General features: G+C 66.2%; 12 protein-coding genes. 2 read left to right on the top strand and 10 right to left on the bottom strand.

What is annotated here, in order from left to right:
* Position 1: 1 nt before the first annotated feature.
* The 6 genes from ACSYHF_RS08075 to ACSYHF_RS08050 all read right to left on the bottom strand — a co-directional run bounded on the left by ACSYHF_RS08075 (position 2) and on the right by ACSYHF_RS08050 (position 7,826).
* Positions 2 to 1,423, bottom strand: coding sequence for an efflux transporter outer membrane subunit (locus tag ACSYHF_RS08075; RefSeq protein WP_447576224.1), 1,422 nt, complete (start codon positions 1,421 to 1,423; stop codon positions 2 to 4).
* Complete coding sequence (locus ACSYHF_RS08070; protein WP_005416162.1) at positions 1,417 to 2,154, bottom strand: SDR family oxidoreductase; 738 nt, start codon at positions 2,152 to 2,154, stop codon at positions 1,417 to 1,419. The genes ACSYHF_RS08075 and ACSYHF_RS08070 overlap by 7 nt, the downstream gene beginning before the upstream one ends.
* A 64-nt stretch (positions 2,155 to 2,218) precedes the next feature.
* On the bottom strand, positions 2,219 to 5,389 hold the full coding sequence (locus ACSYHF_RS08065) for an efflux RND transporter permease subunit (protein WP_447576223.1): 3,171 nt from the start codon (positions 5,387 to 5,389) through the stop codon (positions 2,219 to 2,221).
* A 127-nt stretch (positions 5,390 to 5,516) separates the two neighbouring features.
* Complete coding sequence (locus ACSYHF_RS08060; protein ID WP_111129090.1) at positions 5,517 to 6,740, bottom strand: efflux RND transporter periplasmic adaptor subunit; 1,224 nt, start codon at positions 6,738 to 6,740, stop codon at positions 5,517 to 5,519.
* Positions 6,741 to 6,831: 91 nt separating this feature from the next.
* Positions 6,832 to 7,602, bottom strand: coding sequence for an SDR family NAD(P)-dependent oxidoreductase (locus ACSYHF_RS08055; protein WP_053499154.1), 771 nt, complete (start codon positions 7,600 to 7,602; stop codon positions 6,832 to 6,834).
* Positions 7,599 to 7,826 (bottom strand): hypothetical protein, encoded by a 228-nt coding sequence (locus ACSYHF_RS08050; protein WP_049414419.1) that lies wholly within the window; start codon positions 7,824 to 7,826, stop codon positions 7,599 to 7,601. Before ACSYHF_RS08050 ends, ACSYHF_RS08055 begins: the two co-directional genes overlap by 4 nt.
* 147 nt (positions 7,827 to 7,973) lie before the next feature.
* Between ACSYHF_RS08050 and ACSYHF_RS08045 the strand changes: the two genes are divergently transcribed.
* Positions 7,974 to 9,005, top strand: coding sequence for a LysR family transcriptional regulator (locus tag ACSYHF_RS08045; protein ID WP_005416157.1), 1,032 nt, complete (start codon positions 7,974 to 7,976; stop codon positions 9,003 to 9,005).
* 202 nt (positions 9,006 to 9,207) lie between these two features.
* Here ACSYHF_RS08045 and ACSYHF_RS08040 read toward each other — a convergent pair whose 3' ends face one another.
* Both ACSYHF_RS08040 and ACSYHF_RS08035 read right to left on the bottom strand, forming a co-directional pair.
* Positions 9,208 to 9,903, bottom strand: coding sequence for an OmpA family lipoprotein (locus ACSYHF_RS08040; protein ID WP_005416156.1), 696 nt, complete (start codon positions 9,901 to 9,903; stop codon positions 9,208 to 9,210).
* A gap of 139 nt (positions 9,904 to 10,042) precedes the next feature.
* A complete protein-coding gene (locus ACSYHF_RS08035) occupies positions 10,043 to 11,458 on the bottom strand; it encodes a cryptochrome/photolyase family protein (RefSeq protein WP_447576222.1) in 1,416 nt (471 codons plus the stop codon).
* A 109-nt stretch (positions 11,459 to 11,567) separates the two neighbouring features.
* Here ACSYHF_RS08035 and ACSYHF_RS08030 point away from each other — a divergent pair, with 109 nt between their 5' ends.
* Complete coding sequence (locus ACSYHF_RS08030) at positions 11,568 to 12,152, top strand: hypothetical protein (RefSeq protein WP_447576221.1); 585 nt, start codon at positions 11,568 to 11,570, stop codon at positions 12,150 to 12,152.
* 19 nt (positions 12,153 to 12,171) lie between these two features.
* On the opposite strand, the gene ACSYHF_RS08025 is transcribed toward ACSYHF_RS08030, so the two are convergent.
* Positions 12,172 to 12,786, bottom strand: coding sequence for an inorganic diphosphatase (locus ACSYHF_RS08025; RefSeq protein WP_447576220.1), 615 nt, complete (start codon positions 12,784 to 12,786; stop codon positions 12,172 to 12,174).
* Between the two features lie 10 nt (positions 12,787 to 12,796).
* Positions 12,797 to 14,146 (bottom strand): metallophosphoesterase, encoded by a 1,350-nt coding sequence (locus ACSYHF_RS08020; RefSeq protein ID WP_447576429.1) that lies wholly within the window; start codon positions 14,144 to 14,146, stop codon positions 12,797 to 12,799.
* Positions 14,147 to 14,150 lie beyond the last annotated feature (4 nt).

The raw sequence follows: 14,150 nt of genomic DNA, 5'->3' as shown, positions 1-14,150 counted from the left end.
GTCACTGCACCTGCGCCACGCTCGGTTGCTGCGGTGATTGCCCCCAGCCTCCGAGCGCCTTGTACACGCCCACCACGCTGACATTGACCTCGGACTCGGCCGCCGCCAACGCATCATCGGCTGCCAGCTGCGTGCGCTGCGCATCCAGCAGGGTCAGGAAGTCCTCCGAGCCCTCGCGATAGCGGATCTGCGCCAGCGATTCGGCACGCCGTGCCGCCTGCGCCTGCTCGACCACGATCGCCAACCGTGCCTGCTGCTTGGAATAGCGGGTCAGTGCGTTCTCGGTGTCTTCCAGGGCCAGCAGTACCGCCTGCTCATACTGCGCGGCCACGCCTTCGGCTTCAGCCTTGCTGGCACGCAGGCGTGCACGCACGGTGCCGAAGTCGAATGCCGCCCAGCTCAGCGACGGGGTCAGCGACCAGGCCTTGTTGTTGCCATTGACCAGGCCGCTGGCATCGCCACCGAGGAACCCGACGAAGCCGGACAGCGACAACCGCGGGAACAGGTCCGCCGTGGCCACGCCCACGCGTGCGGTCGCAGCCGCCAGGCGACGCTCGGCCACGCGCACGTCGGCACGCTGGCGCAGCAGTTCGCGGGTATCGCCCAGCGGCAGTGCCTTGGCGAAGGCCGGTACGTCGTGCGGCGCGAGCATGTCAGTCAGCACTTCCGGGCGCTGGCCGAGCAGCACGGCCAGCCGGTTGCGCGACTGCGCCTCGGCCACTTCCAGCAACGGGATGTCAGCCTCGATCGCCTTCAGGCGGGCACGGCTGCTCTGCACATCCAGCTCGCTGCCTGCGCCCAGCTGCCAGCGCGCCTCGGTCAGCTTCTGCGTATCGCGCAGGTTTTCCAGCGTGTGCTGGGCCACCGCGATGCGCTTCTGCGTACCACGGAGCTCGAAGTAGTTGCGTGCCACTTCAGCGGCGATCAGGACCTGCGCATCGGCCAGGTTGGCCTGCTCGGCGTCGAGGTCGGCGCGCGCGGCTTCGGCAGCACGGCGCTTGCGGCCGAACAGATCCAGCTCCCAGCCGGCGTCGAAGCCGAGCTGGTAGCTTTCACTGAACACCCGCTGCCCACCCAGCTGCGGATCGGGTTGCTTGCGGCGGTCGTAGCTGCCGCCAGCGGTGACGTGCGGAGCCTGGTCGAGGCGGCTTTCCACGAACACCGCGCGGGCCTGGCTGACGCGGGCCACGGCCACGCGAAGGTCCAGGTTGTCCGACAGTGCGCCGTGCACCAGCTGTTCCAGCACCGGATCATCGAACTGCGCCCACCAGCTGGCGACCGGCGAAGCGGTACTGAACACCGGCTGCTGTGCGCTCTGGAGGACCACCGGCTCCTGCATCGGCGCCTTGTAGTTCGGGCCGACGCTGACACAGCCTGCCAGCACCAGGCTGGAGACGGCCATCGCCAACGTGCGGATCACCATGGCAGCACCTCGCCCAGGTAGGTGAAGCTGCCGCTGGCGCCGGATTCACCGATCAACGCCATTTCCACGCTGGAACGTGCGCCTTCGCTGATTTCGATTTCGCCGTTGCCGCCGTTCATGTCGGTCTTCACGTAACCCGGATGCACGGTGTTGACCTTGATCGGGGTATTGCGCAGTTCGTAGGCCAGACTCAAGGTCCAGCTGTTCACCGCCGCCTTGGAGGCATTGTAGGCCGGGATCTTGAAATCGTAGATGCCCGACGCCGGGTCGGCGTGCAGGGTCTGCGAGCCGAGCATGCTCGATACGTTGACGATGCGCCCGGACTTGGCCTGCTTGACCAGCGGCAGGAAGGCCTGGGTGACCGCCACCAGCGCATACACGTTGGTGTCGAAAGTGCGCTTCCAGGTATCGAGTGACTGTTCCGACGGTGCCTGCGCCGGGTTCTCGATCATGATGCCGGCGTTGTTGACCAGGATGTCGAGACGACCATGGCGCTGGCGCACCTGCTCGACCGCTTCGGCGATGCTGGCCGCGTCGGTCACGTCCAGTTGCAGGGCTTCGACCGGCAGGCCTTCAGCCTGCAGCTTCAGTGCCAGCTCCACGGCGGTCTCACGCTTGCGACCGGCCAGCAGCGTGTGCACGCCAGCCTGGGCCAGCTGGCGCACAGTTTCCAGGCCGATGCCACGGGTGGCGCCGGTGACCAGCGCGATCTTGTTCTGATGGGTGTTCATGGATGCATGCCTTGTGAGGGGAAAGCCGCCACCGGCCAATGACCGGCGGCGACGGGGTTCCATATCAGTGGTGGATGGTCGGCTCGCCGTGCTGCACCAGCTGTCCACCACCGTTGCGGGTGACGAACTTGCGCAGGGCCACGTAGAACACCGGGGTAAGGAACAGGCCGAACAGGGTCACGCCCAGCATGCCGGCGAACACGGTGATACCGGTCACCGAGCGCACTTCGGCGCCTGCACCGTGCGACAACACCAGCGGCACGGTGCCGGCGATGAACGCGATGGAGGTCATCACGATCGGGCGCAGACGCAGGCGGCAGGCTTCCAATGCCGCTTCAACGATGCCCTTGCCGCCCATCTCCAGCTCTCTGGCGAACTCGACGATCAGGATCGCGTTCTTGCACGCCAGGCCCATCAGCACCACCAGGCCGACCTGCACGAACACGTTGTTGTCACCACCGGTCAACCACACGCCGAACAGCGCCGACAGCAGGGTCATCGGCACGATCAGGATCACCGCCAGCGGCAGCGACCAGCTCTCGTACAGCGCGGCCAGCACCAGGAAGGCCAGCATGATCGCCACCGGGAACACGATGAAGGCGGCCTTGCCCTGGGTTGCCTGCTGGTAGCTCAGGTCGGTCCATTCGGTGGTCATGCCCACCGGCAGCACTTTGCCGGCGATCTCGGTCAGCTTGTTCATCGCCTCGGCCGAGGACAACAGGCGCGGGTCGGCCTCGCCGGCGAGGTCAGCCGCCGGATAGCCATTGAAGCGCAGCACCGGGTCCGGGCCGAAGGTCTGCTTGATGGTGACCATCGAACCGATCGGTACCATCTCGCCGCGATCGTTGCGGGTGCGCAGCTTGCCGATATCCTCGACGCTCTCGCGGAACGGGCCGTCAGCCTGCGCGATCACCTGCCAGGTACGGCCGAACTGGTTGAAGTCGTTGACGTAGGCCGAGCCGAGGTAGGTCTGCAGGGTGTCGAACAGCTCGGTGAGCTGCACGCCCTGTGCCTTGGCCTTGACCCGGTCGACCTCGGCATCCAGCTGCGGCACGTTCGCCTGGTAGCTGCTGATCGGGAAGGCCATGCCAGGAGTCTGCGCGACCGTGCCCTGCAATGCCTGCACGGCGTTCTGCAGCGCGCCGTAGCCCAGGTTGCCGCGGTCTTCGATGAACATCTGGTAGCCGTTGCCATTGCCCAGGCCGAGGATCGGCGGCGGCATCATCGCGAACGCGAAGCCTTCCTGCAGGCCGGCAATCTTCTGGTTGATCTCGGCATTGATCTGCGCCGCGGTGCGGCCATGGCGCTCGGCGAACGGCTTGAGCGGGATGAACGCCACACCGGTGTTCGGCGTATTGGTGAACTGCAGCGCGTTCAGTCCGGGGAACGAGATGGTGTGAGCGACGCCATCGGTTTCCTGGGCGATCTTGGCGACCTTGCGCAGCATTTCATCGGTGCGCGCGATCGACGAACCTTCCGGCAGCTTCACACCGGCGATCAGATACAGCTTGTCCTGGGTCGGAATGAAGCCCGGCGGCACCAGCTTGAAGATCACGCCGGTACCGACCAGCAGGATCGCGTAGACCACGAACACCGCACCGCGCCGGCCGAGGATGCGGGCCACGCCACGCTCGTATTTCTCCGAGCTGGACTTGAAGAAGCGGTTGAACGGACGGAACACCCAGCCGAACAGGCGGTCGATCAGGCGGCTCGGGCCGTCCTTCGGAGCGCCATGAGCCTTCAGCAGGCGCGCGGCCAGGGCCGGCGACAGAGTCAGCGAGTTGATCGCCGAGATCACCGTGGAAATGGCGATGGTGACCGCGAACTGCTTGTAGAACTGGCCGGTGACACCGGACAGGAAGGCCATCGGCACGAACACGGCACACAGCACCAGCGCGATCGCCACGATCGGGCCGGACACCTCGCGCATGGCCTGGTGTGCCGCCGCGGTGGGCGACAGGCCTTCCTCGATGTTGCGCTCGACGTTCTCCACCACCACGATCGCGTCGTCGACCACGATGCCGATCGCCAGCACCAGGCCGAACAGGCTCAGCGTATTGATCGAGAAGCCCAGCAGGTACAGCGCGGCGAACGTACCCACCACCGACACCGGCACCGCGATCAACGGAATGATCGACGCACGCCAGGTCTGCAGGAACAGGATCACGACCAGCACCACCAGGGCGATCGCTTCCAGCAGCGTGGAGACCACGGCCTTGATCGAGTCGCGCACGAAGATGGTGGTGTCATACACCGCTTCGTATTTCACATCGGCCGGCATGGTCTTCTGCATCTCGTCCATCGTCGAGATGACCTGATCGCGGATTTCCAGCGCGTTTGCACCCGGCGACTGGAAGATACCGATACCCACCGCGTTCTTGCCGTCCAGCTGCGAGCGCAGGGTGTAGTCGCCCGCACCCAGTTCCAGGCGGGCCACGTCGGACAGGCGCACGATCTCGCCATCGGTGCCGCTCTTGAGCACGATGTCGCCGAATTCCTTTTCGGTCTTCAGCCGGCCCTGGGCATTGATCAGGGTCAGGAACTTGCTGTCCGGCAGCGGTTCGGCGCCGAGCTGGCCGGCCGAAACCTGCACGTTCTGCTCGCGCATGGCACGCACCACGTCGCTGGCGGTCAGGCCGCGCGAGGCCACCTTGTCCGGATCCAGCCAGGCACGCATGGCGTAGTCGCCGCCACCGAAGATCTGCGCGTCACCCACGCCCGGAATACGCGCCAGCGCATCCTTGACGTGCAGGCGCGCGTAGTTGCGCAGGTACAGGGTGTCGTACTTGCCTTGCGGCGAGGTCAGGTGCACCACCATCAGGAAGGTCGGCGACTGCTTCTGCGTGGTCACGCCCTGCCGGCGCACGTCCTCGGGCAGGCGCGCCTGCGCCTGCGCCACGCGGTTCTGCACCTTCACCGCCGCCGCGTCCGGGTCCGTGCCCGGGCGGAAGGTGACGGTCATCTGCAGCACGCCGTCCGAGCCGGCCACCGACTTCAGGTACATCATGCCTTCGACGCCGTTGATCGCCTCTTCGAGCGGTGTGGCGACGGTCTCGGCAATGACCTTGGGGTTGGCGCCCGGATAGACCGTGCGCACGACCACCGACGGCGGCACCACTTCGGGGTACTCGCTGATCGGCAGGATTGGAATCGTGATCAGGCCTGCGGCGAAGATCACGATCGACAGCACCGCCGCGAAGATCGGCCTGTCGATGAAGAAACGGGAAAAGTCCATGGAGGAATTCCTGGGAAAGGCATTCGGCGGGCAACAGCCACCCTGCCCCTCGCCGATACGACGAAGGCAGGGAAGGCTGCCGCTGGCGCCGGCAGCTAAGCGGGGACGCGGATCAGGAGACGGCGGATCAGTTGTTCAGTGCGGCGGTGGCATCGCGGCCCGGTGCCGGCGCAGCCTGCGGCTGCATCGCCACGGCCTTGGCCTGCACCGGCATGCCCGGCATGAAGACCTTCTGCACGCCGTCGATGATTACCTTGTCTCCTGCCGCCAGGCCGTGCTCGACGATACGCAGGCCTTCAGCGGTGCGGCCAAGCTGGATGTCGCGGCGCTGGGCCTTGCCATCCTTGTCGACCACGTACACATACTTGCGGTCCTGGTCGGTCAGCACGGCCTTGTCATCGATCAGCAGCGCCTGGAACTGGCCGCTGCCAAGCAGCTGCACGCGGGCGAACAGGCCCGGCGTGAACTGGCGATCGGCGTTGTCCAGCAGCGCACGGACGCGGATGGTCCCGGTACTGCGGGCCACCTGGTTGTCGAGGAAGTCGACCTTGCCCGTGTGCGGGTAGCCTTCTTCACCGGACAGGCCGACCTTCACCGGCAGCGCGCTGTCACGCTCGCTCGGGCGCTCGCCCTTGCGTGCCATCTGGGCGTAGCGCAGGAAGGTGCTTTCGTCAGCATCGAAGTAGACGAACACCGTGTCCAGCGAGACCAGCGTGGTCAGCACGCTGGCGCTGTCGCCGGCGGTGACCAGGTTGCCGGCGGTGACCATCGCGCGGCCGGCACGGCCGTCGATCGGTGCCCGTACCTTGGTGAACTCAAGATTGAGGCGGGCTGCATCCAATGCTGCCTGCGCGGCCTGCACGGCGGCGCCGGACTGGTCGGCAGCCGCACGGCGCTGCTCGGCGGTCTCGGTGGAGATCGCCTGCTGCTCGGACAGCCGCTTGGCGCGCTCGGACTCGCTGCGGGCCAGCGTGGCCTGGGTACGGGCGCGGGCCAGTTCGGCGGCCGCCCGATCGTACTCGGCCTGGTAACTGCGCGCGTCGATGGTGAAGAGCACTTCGCCCTTCTTCACTTCCTGGCCTTCGACGTAGTTGACCTTGTCGATGTAACCGGACACGCGCGGACGCAGTTCAACGCTCTGCACCGCTTCGACGCGGCCACTGAACTCGTCCCACTGGCTGACCTGCTTGACCAGTACCGGCGCGGCGCTGACCTGCGGCGGCGGCGGTGCACCGGCTTCTTCGGCATGGCCGCCGCTGCAGGCTGCAAGCACGGCCGCGGCGAGGATCGACACGCCGGCCATCGCAATGCGATGTCCGAAACGATGTGGGGTGGTATTGGGGGAAGTCATGGCATGCATCCGTACGGAGGGGTGGTACAGCTATATGGGAACGTGTTGCAAAAATCGGCGGCGAATACTGCGACCTCAACCATGGTCGAGGTCAAGCGATGCCTGCGGTGTCGCGCCAAAGCGGAGGAACTTCCAGGTGCAGCAGGCCACGCGGCAATTCGGCATCGCTGCTGTCGCAGCGGACGATGGCGCGGTTGTCGCGGCACCCATCAAGCAGGGAGACCACACGACGACCGACCAGCAGCGAGCTGGGCCACTCGATGCAGGCATTGGCCGCGTTGGCCGGGGTACAGACGGGGCTGCAGACTTCCAGCATCTGCGCGCGCACGCCCAGCGCCTGCGCTTCCTGGTGCACCACCTGCGCGTACATGCGCAGCGCGGCGGTGGTGATCGAGGTCTCGCCGTAGCCCGCCCAGGGCTTGGCGTTGGCCGGGCTGCCGATCATCACGTAGCGGCGCGCATGCACGTTGTCCTGCAACAGCGGCAGCAGGTGGCGCACGGCGTGCACGTGCGGCATCAGGTCGGCCTGCATCGCGCCCAGCAGCTCATCGCCGTTGCGGTCGATCACCCGGCCGCGACGGTAGGGGCCACCCATTGCCGCGATCACCGCCGCCAGCGGACGCGGGCGCTGCGCGATGCGCTCGGCCAACGCGCGTGCCGAGCCGTCGTCGCTGAGCGAGCCCAGCAGCGTCTCCAGTCCGGGCTCATCCGCGAACTGCTCATGCAGCGCGGCCAGCCGGCCCGGATCGCGGCCAACCACCAGCACCGGGCTGCCGGCTTCCAGCAACGCGCCGACCACGCCCTGGCCGACGGCACCGGTACCGCCAAGGACCAGGACTTCGGGCGTCAGTATCCCATTCACGGGACATTTCCTCCCAAATCCGGGATAGTCCCAATTCGACGCAGGCGGTCGCCCTTGTGCGGGACCAGGCGGATGGCACCGCCACGCTGCTGACGCATGGGCGCGGTAAACTCACGAAAGTCCTTGTGTACCAAGGAACTCGGACGGGCTTCGACGGTCATCGCCAGGTCCAGGGTGTTCTGGCCGGCGTTCCGGAGTCGGGCAAGAATGTTGCGCAGGCTCATGGCGGACGGGCTCCAATTAACGAATGGCGCCACGATAGACCTCAAACCTTTACTTGATTAGTCCTGATTAAGGGGAATAATCATCCCGCTCCCGGTCCAATCGTTCTGTCACGATTGTCCCATCCCCGACGTCCAGGATCCCCGACCATGTCCCACGATCTCAACGAGACGCTGATCTTCGTCAAAGTGGTCGAGCAAGGCAGCTTCATTGCCGCTGCCAAATCGCTCGGCCTGCCCAAGACCACGGTCAGCCGCAAAGTGCAGGAGCTGGAAACGCGCCTGGGCGCGCGCCTGCTGCACCGGACCACGCGCCGCCTCGGCCTGACCGAAGCCGGTTCGATCTATCACGAACATTGCCAGCGCATCGCACGCGAGCTTGAAGAGGCCGAAAGCGCGGTGAGCCAGCTGCAGTCCGGCCCGCGCGGCTGGCTGCGCTTCACTGTGCCCTACTCGATCGGCATCACCTGGATTGCGCCGCTGCTGGGCCAGTTCCATGCGCAGTATCCAGAGATCCGCCTGGACATGCACATGGGTAACGAGAAGCTGGACCTGATCGCCGGTGAAGCGGACCTGGCGCTGCGCGTGGGTGCCCTGCCCGATTCCAATCTGGTCGCGCGCAAGCTGGGCAGCCTGCGCACGCAGGTGTTCGCCAGTCCGGCCTACATTGAGCGCTATGGCGAACCGCTGCATCCGGAAGAGCTGCAGTTCCATCGCATCCTGGCAATGCGCAAGCCGTACCACACCGGCAATTCGCCGCGCTTCACCTGGCAGCTGGGCGAGAACGGCGGCGAGCTGCGCGATTTCCCGGTCACCCCGCTGATGACCGCCAACGACATGTCTGCGTTGAATGGTGCATTGGTCTGTGGCGAAGGCCTGCTGCTGACCGGTGATGTGATGGCCAAGCCGTTCGTCGAATCGGGGATGGTGCGCCGCGTGCTGGCCGGCTGGACCGGCCCGGAAGTGGACTTCAATGCCGTGTTCGCCGGCGGCCGCCTGGTCTCGCCGAAGGTGCGTGCGTTTGTCGACTTCCTGGTCGAGAAGCTCAACTTCGATGCCAACTACATGCTGGCGCAGTGCCCCGGCGCGAAGCTGGCACAGCAGCAGAAGGCACAGGAAGATGCCGCGCTGGAAAGCAGTGGCAAGCGGATACTGGAGAAGGTGGCCGCCTCGGCGGCGTAACCTGCAACAAGAGCGCTTATCCATCTCCTGGTAGATGCCGACCTTGGTCGGCATGGCTTGCAGAGGGAGTCGAGCCCGGCTCGACTCTGCATGCGCTGTCGGCGTGCCGAGCAACGCTCGGCACCCACAAAAATGCCGCCTGCAAGGGCGGCATTTTCGTTCCGGCCGATGGCCGGACCGGCTCAAGCAGTAACGCTACGCGTTACTGCTTGAGCGGAATCACGCGAATCTCGACGCGGCGGTTCTTGGCGCGGCCGGCATCGGTGCTGTTGTCGGCAATCGGGTACGCCTTGCCGGCGCCCAGCGTTTCGATACGCACGCTCTGCACGCCCTGGCCGATCAGGTACTGCGCGACCGAGTCGGCGCGTTCCTTCGACAGGCGATTGTTGACTGCGTCGCTGCCGATGCTGTCGGTGTGGCCAACCACCTCGATCATGGTCTGGTTGTACTCACGCAGCGTACCGGCCACGCCATTGAGCGAGCCATAGAACTGCGGCTTCAGGGTCGCCTTGCCGAAGTCGAAGGTGATGCCGTCCGGCAGGTTCAGCATGATGTTGTCGCCCTGGCGCTGCACATCGATGCCGGTGTTGGCGGTGCGCTCGCGCAGTGCACGTTCCTGGCGATCCTGGTACTGGCCGACGGCGGCACCGCTGAGTGCGCCGATACCGGCACCGATCAGCGCGTGCTGGCGCCGCTCGGTAGCACTGTCGCCGGTCAGCAGGCCGGCCGCCACGCCGATGGCCGTACCGATCAGCGCGTTGCGGCCGGTCCGGTTCTGCTGTTCGGTCGGGTTGCCGTACTGGTCACTCTGCACATAGGAGCCGCCGGTGGCGCAGGCCGACAGGACGGCCGCACTCATCAGGGCCAGTGCGACGTTGCGGGTGGTGTTGCGGATCATGAGGTTCTCCTTGGTTTCCGGTCGGCCGGCGGCTTGCGGGCGCAGAGAGGATAAACAGCCGAATGCGATGTCGGGATGATGATCCGGTGCGCCGACAGGGCCGCGTTCAGCTAACTGACCGGATCGCTCGGGTCACCCTTTACCCCGCCCCCGACTGGCGGTATGCCGCCAGCGCAGCGTCGCGGCCCTCAGCCAGGTCCACCATCGGCGTGCGTGGATAGTCAGGCGCGTGTGCTGCCAGGAGCAGGGGATGCTGCCACGGCGCAAACCGCGCCTTCACCGGCAGTGCCGCCAGCTCGGGCACCCAGCGGCTGATGTAGCGGGCCTGCGGATCGAACTTCTCGGCCTGGGTGACCGGGTTGAACACCCGGAAGTACGGCGCGGCATCGGCGCCGGTCCCGGCCACCCATTGCCAGCCCATCGTGTTGTTGGCCAGGTCGGCATCGACGAGGGTGTCCCAGAACCAGCGCGCGCCATGCAGCCAGTGCGCGCGAAGGTGCTTGCACAGGTAGCTGGCCACGATCATCCGCACCCGGTTATGCATGTAGCCGGTGTGCCACAGCTCGCGCAGTCCGGCATCAACGATCGGCACGCCGGTGTTGCCGCGCTGCCAGTCGTGCAGTTGCGCTGCAGTCGGTGCCGCCCAGGCGAAGCGGTCGAAACGCGGATTGAGGTTGTCCGTGGGCGTCTTCGGAAAGTGATGCAACAGGTGGTAGGCGAAATCACGCCAGCCCAGTTGCCGCAGATAGCCGTCGATGTCGGCATCGGTGCCGGCACTGCGCAGTCTTTCCAGCGCATGCGCGATGCGCCAGGGTGCGATTTCGCCGAAATGCAGGTGCGGCGACAGCCGCGAGGTGCCCACGCGGTCCGGCAGGTCACGCTGCTCGCGGTAACCGCGCAAGGCGCCGTCCTCGAACACCGACAGCGCCTCCAGCGCACCGGCTTCACCCGGCTGCCAGTACTCCCAGAAGCCGGTATCCCAATCCAGCGTCGGTGCAAGCTGGAGATCATCAAGTGCGAGGCTGTCGACCGCGTGCGGCGCCAGTGCCTCCGGTGCGGCCTGCAGTGCCGGCAGGCGCCAATGACTGAGCACGTTGCGCCAGTAAGGCGTGAACACCTTGTACGGCTGTCCCTGCTGGGTGGCGATGTCCCAGGGCTCGAACAACAGGCTGCCATTGCAGCTCTGCGCGTCGACGCCCTGCTCGCGCAGCGTGCGCTTGATGGTAGCGTCGCGAGGCTGGGTGGCCGGCTCGTACTTGCGGTTCCAGTACACCGCCTCGGCGCCGGTCTGCTCGATCAGCAACTGCAGGGCCGGCAGGCTGTCACCACTGCGCAGCACCAGCGACGAGCCGCGCGCGCGCAGGTCCGCATCCAGCGCGGTCAGTGAACGGTGGCGCCACGCATCGGAGGCAGCACCGGGCACCCACTCGCCCTCCTCGTGCGGCGCGTGGACGTAGACCGGCACCACATCGTGGCCCGCGTCCAGCGCGGCCTGCAGGGCCGGATTGTCCTGCAGCCGCAGATCACGACGGAACCATACCAACGCTACCGACACAGGCAATGCCTTCGTTGTGGAAGGCGGCCATGATAGCCAGCGGTGGTGAAGGCGATGCGCGCAGACGCCGTCTGCTAGGCTGCATGGCCGCTGCCCGTTGGACTCTGACATGGATGATCTGCACGCCTCATTCGCCCGCTTCGGGCTGCTGCACGCCCAGCACGAGCGTGACTGGCAGGGCCCGTTCCCGCTGCCCCCGGTACTGGCACGCTTCTACGCGCAGGTCGGGCCGCTGGGCGAAGAGATCAATGCCCGGGTAGGCACCGCCGGCATCACCGTTCCCGGCCTTGATGTCTGGATACCGCCGCTGAAACGCCTGTGGAGCCATCAGGCCGGCTATCGATGGCATGGCATCAGCGGCGAACGGATCAACGACTGGCCCTCGAACTGGCTGGTGATTGCCGATCGCAGCGCTGATCCGTTCATCCTCGATCTGGACGACGGCCGTGTGCTGTTCAGCCATCACGGTGCCGGCCTGCTGGATGCCGTCGAAATGACTGCCGACGTGCCGACCCTGATGGCGGCTCTGGCTGCAGCGGGTACGGTGTACCTCGATGCCGGCGATGACCTCTACAACGACGATGACGATGGCGGCATCCGCCCTGAACACCAGGAGGCAGCCGTACAGGCGGTGGCCTGGGTACTGGGCGACCGCCTGCAGGCCGAATCGTTCATCGAGACGTTGCTGGACTGAATCCACGCATGGCGTGGATCTACCTTTCGAAGCGGTTCATCGCTTCGCTGATCAGCGCCCGCGCCTCGGCGGCGTTGCCCCAACCGTTGAGCTGGACCGGGTTGCGCCCGGCCGGCAGGTCCTTGTAGACCCGGAAGAACGCTTCGATGCGCTGTCTTTCGATCTCCGGCAGATCGGCCAGGTCGCGGATGTTGGCGTAGGTCGGGTCAACCTTGTCGGTCGGTACGCCGATGATCTTCTCGTCATGCTCGCCGCCGTCGATCATCTTCAGGTAGCCGATCGGCCGGAAGCGTACGATCACGCCCGGATGCAGGGGTTCACGGGTCAGCACCAGCGCGTCCAGCGGATCGTTGTCGCCAGCCAACGTGCGCGGCATCGAACCGTAGTTGGCCGGATAGGCGACCGGCATCGACTGGAAGCGGTCCACATGCACCAGGCCGTCTTCCTTGATCTCGTACTTGGTGAAGCTGCCGGCCGGAATCTCCACCGCCAGATTCATTTCCTGCGGGGCTTCCCTTGGTTGGGCCACCAGGAACGGATGCAGCACGGTATCGGCAGCGGTCACCGCTGTCGCGAGCAGGAGCAGGGCCCCGCCGATGGCAGCCATGGGGACAAGACGGCGTACGGTTTTCATCTGGATCTCCTCATTCCCAGCAGCGATCGGCGCGGCCCTTGGCAGTGTGCGCACGCGGGCAGCCACGCTGCGTGATGCGGCCTTCGGTCAGCTCCATGCGCTGTTTCCCCCCCTTGGCATCGCGGCGCAGTTCGAAGGCATCGTAGAGACGGCCGGTCACGGTGCGCGCTTCATAACGCAGGCGCTGCGGGTCGATGTTCAACACCTGGAACAACTGGGTGTCTTCGGCCACTGGGTTCATCGTCCTGCGCGCCTCATCGGACACGCGGTACTGTTTCGGTCCGGCTACAGTCACCACGTACTGCGGCGTTGCGGCCTGCCCTTCGCCACGGCGGCCATAGGTGTGGTCGTGGCCCTGCAGCACCAGATCGACGTTGTGGCGGCGTACCACCGGCAACAGCGCGTCACGCAACGCGGCGTTCTCGCGCCCTTCGCGCGGCGAGTAGAACGGCTGGTGCAGCAACACGATGGTCCACGGCTGCGGATTGCCGGTCAGCACCTCGTCCAGCCATTGTGCCTGTGCCGTAGCGGTGCCGAGGTCGAGTGCCGATGTGCCGTCTACCACGGCCACGCGCACGCCCTGCGCATCGAACCAGTAGCTGCTCTGCTGCGCAGCGCTGGCACCATTGCCCGGCAACGCGAACGTGACCGGCCAGTGGCGGCCCAGCACGCGGCGCTCCTGCGGGGTGTCCTCGAATTCCTCGAAGTACTCATGATTGCCTATGGCCGGCGCCACGAACGTTTCCTGCGCCAGCCAGCCGACGGCGGCAAACCATTCGCCCCACTCGCTGTCATCCATGTTGTCGCCGCCGCTGACCAGGTCGCCGGCAAACAGGCTCATGCGTGCCTGCGGTGCGGCCTTCTGCGCGGCACGCACCACGCGACTGACATGGCTGACGTTCTTGTTCTGGGTATCGCCGAAGTAAAGCAGGGTCAGCGACTGGTCGGCGGCAGCCAGCGTGCGCAGCTGGTTCCATGCACTCCAACTGCCGTTTCCCTGCACACGGTAGACGTACTGGGTATCCGGCTGCAGGCCATCGATATCTGCACGATGGTGGTGCGACAGGCCGTTCTCGGTCTGCAGCGCGCGGGTCGTCGCACGAACCTGGCGGATGCCTTCGATGGCCGGCGAATCTGCGGCCATTGCGATCTCCAGCAGCGGCGCCTGCACGCTGCCATCGGTGCGCCAGGCCACTGCGAACCCATGGCTGGGATCGACCGCCGGCGAGACGACGATGCGGTCCGGCACCTTCGTCGCTGCGTAGTGGCGGCTACCTGCCGGCACCTGGGTATTCGGTTCGGCCGCCGCGAACGACAGCGACGGCAGCGCCAGCAGCAGGCCCAGGGCCAACGTGCGCATCACG

The sequence above is a fragment of the Stenotrophomonas maltophilia group sp. P373 genome (assembly GCF_053295075.1).
This window is presented reverse-complemented; position numbering and strand designations above follow the sequence as displayed.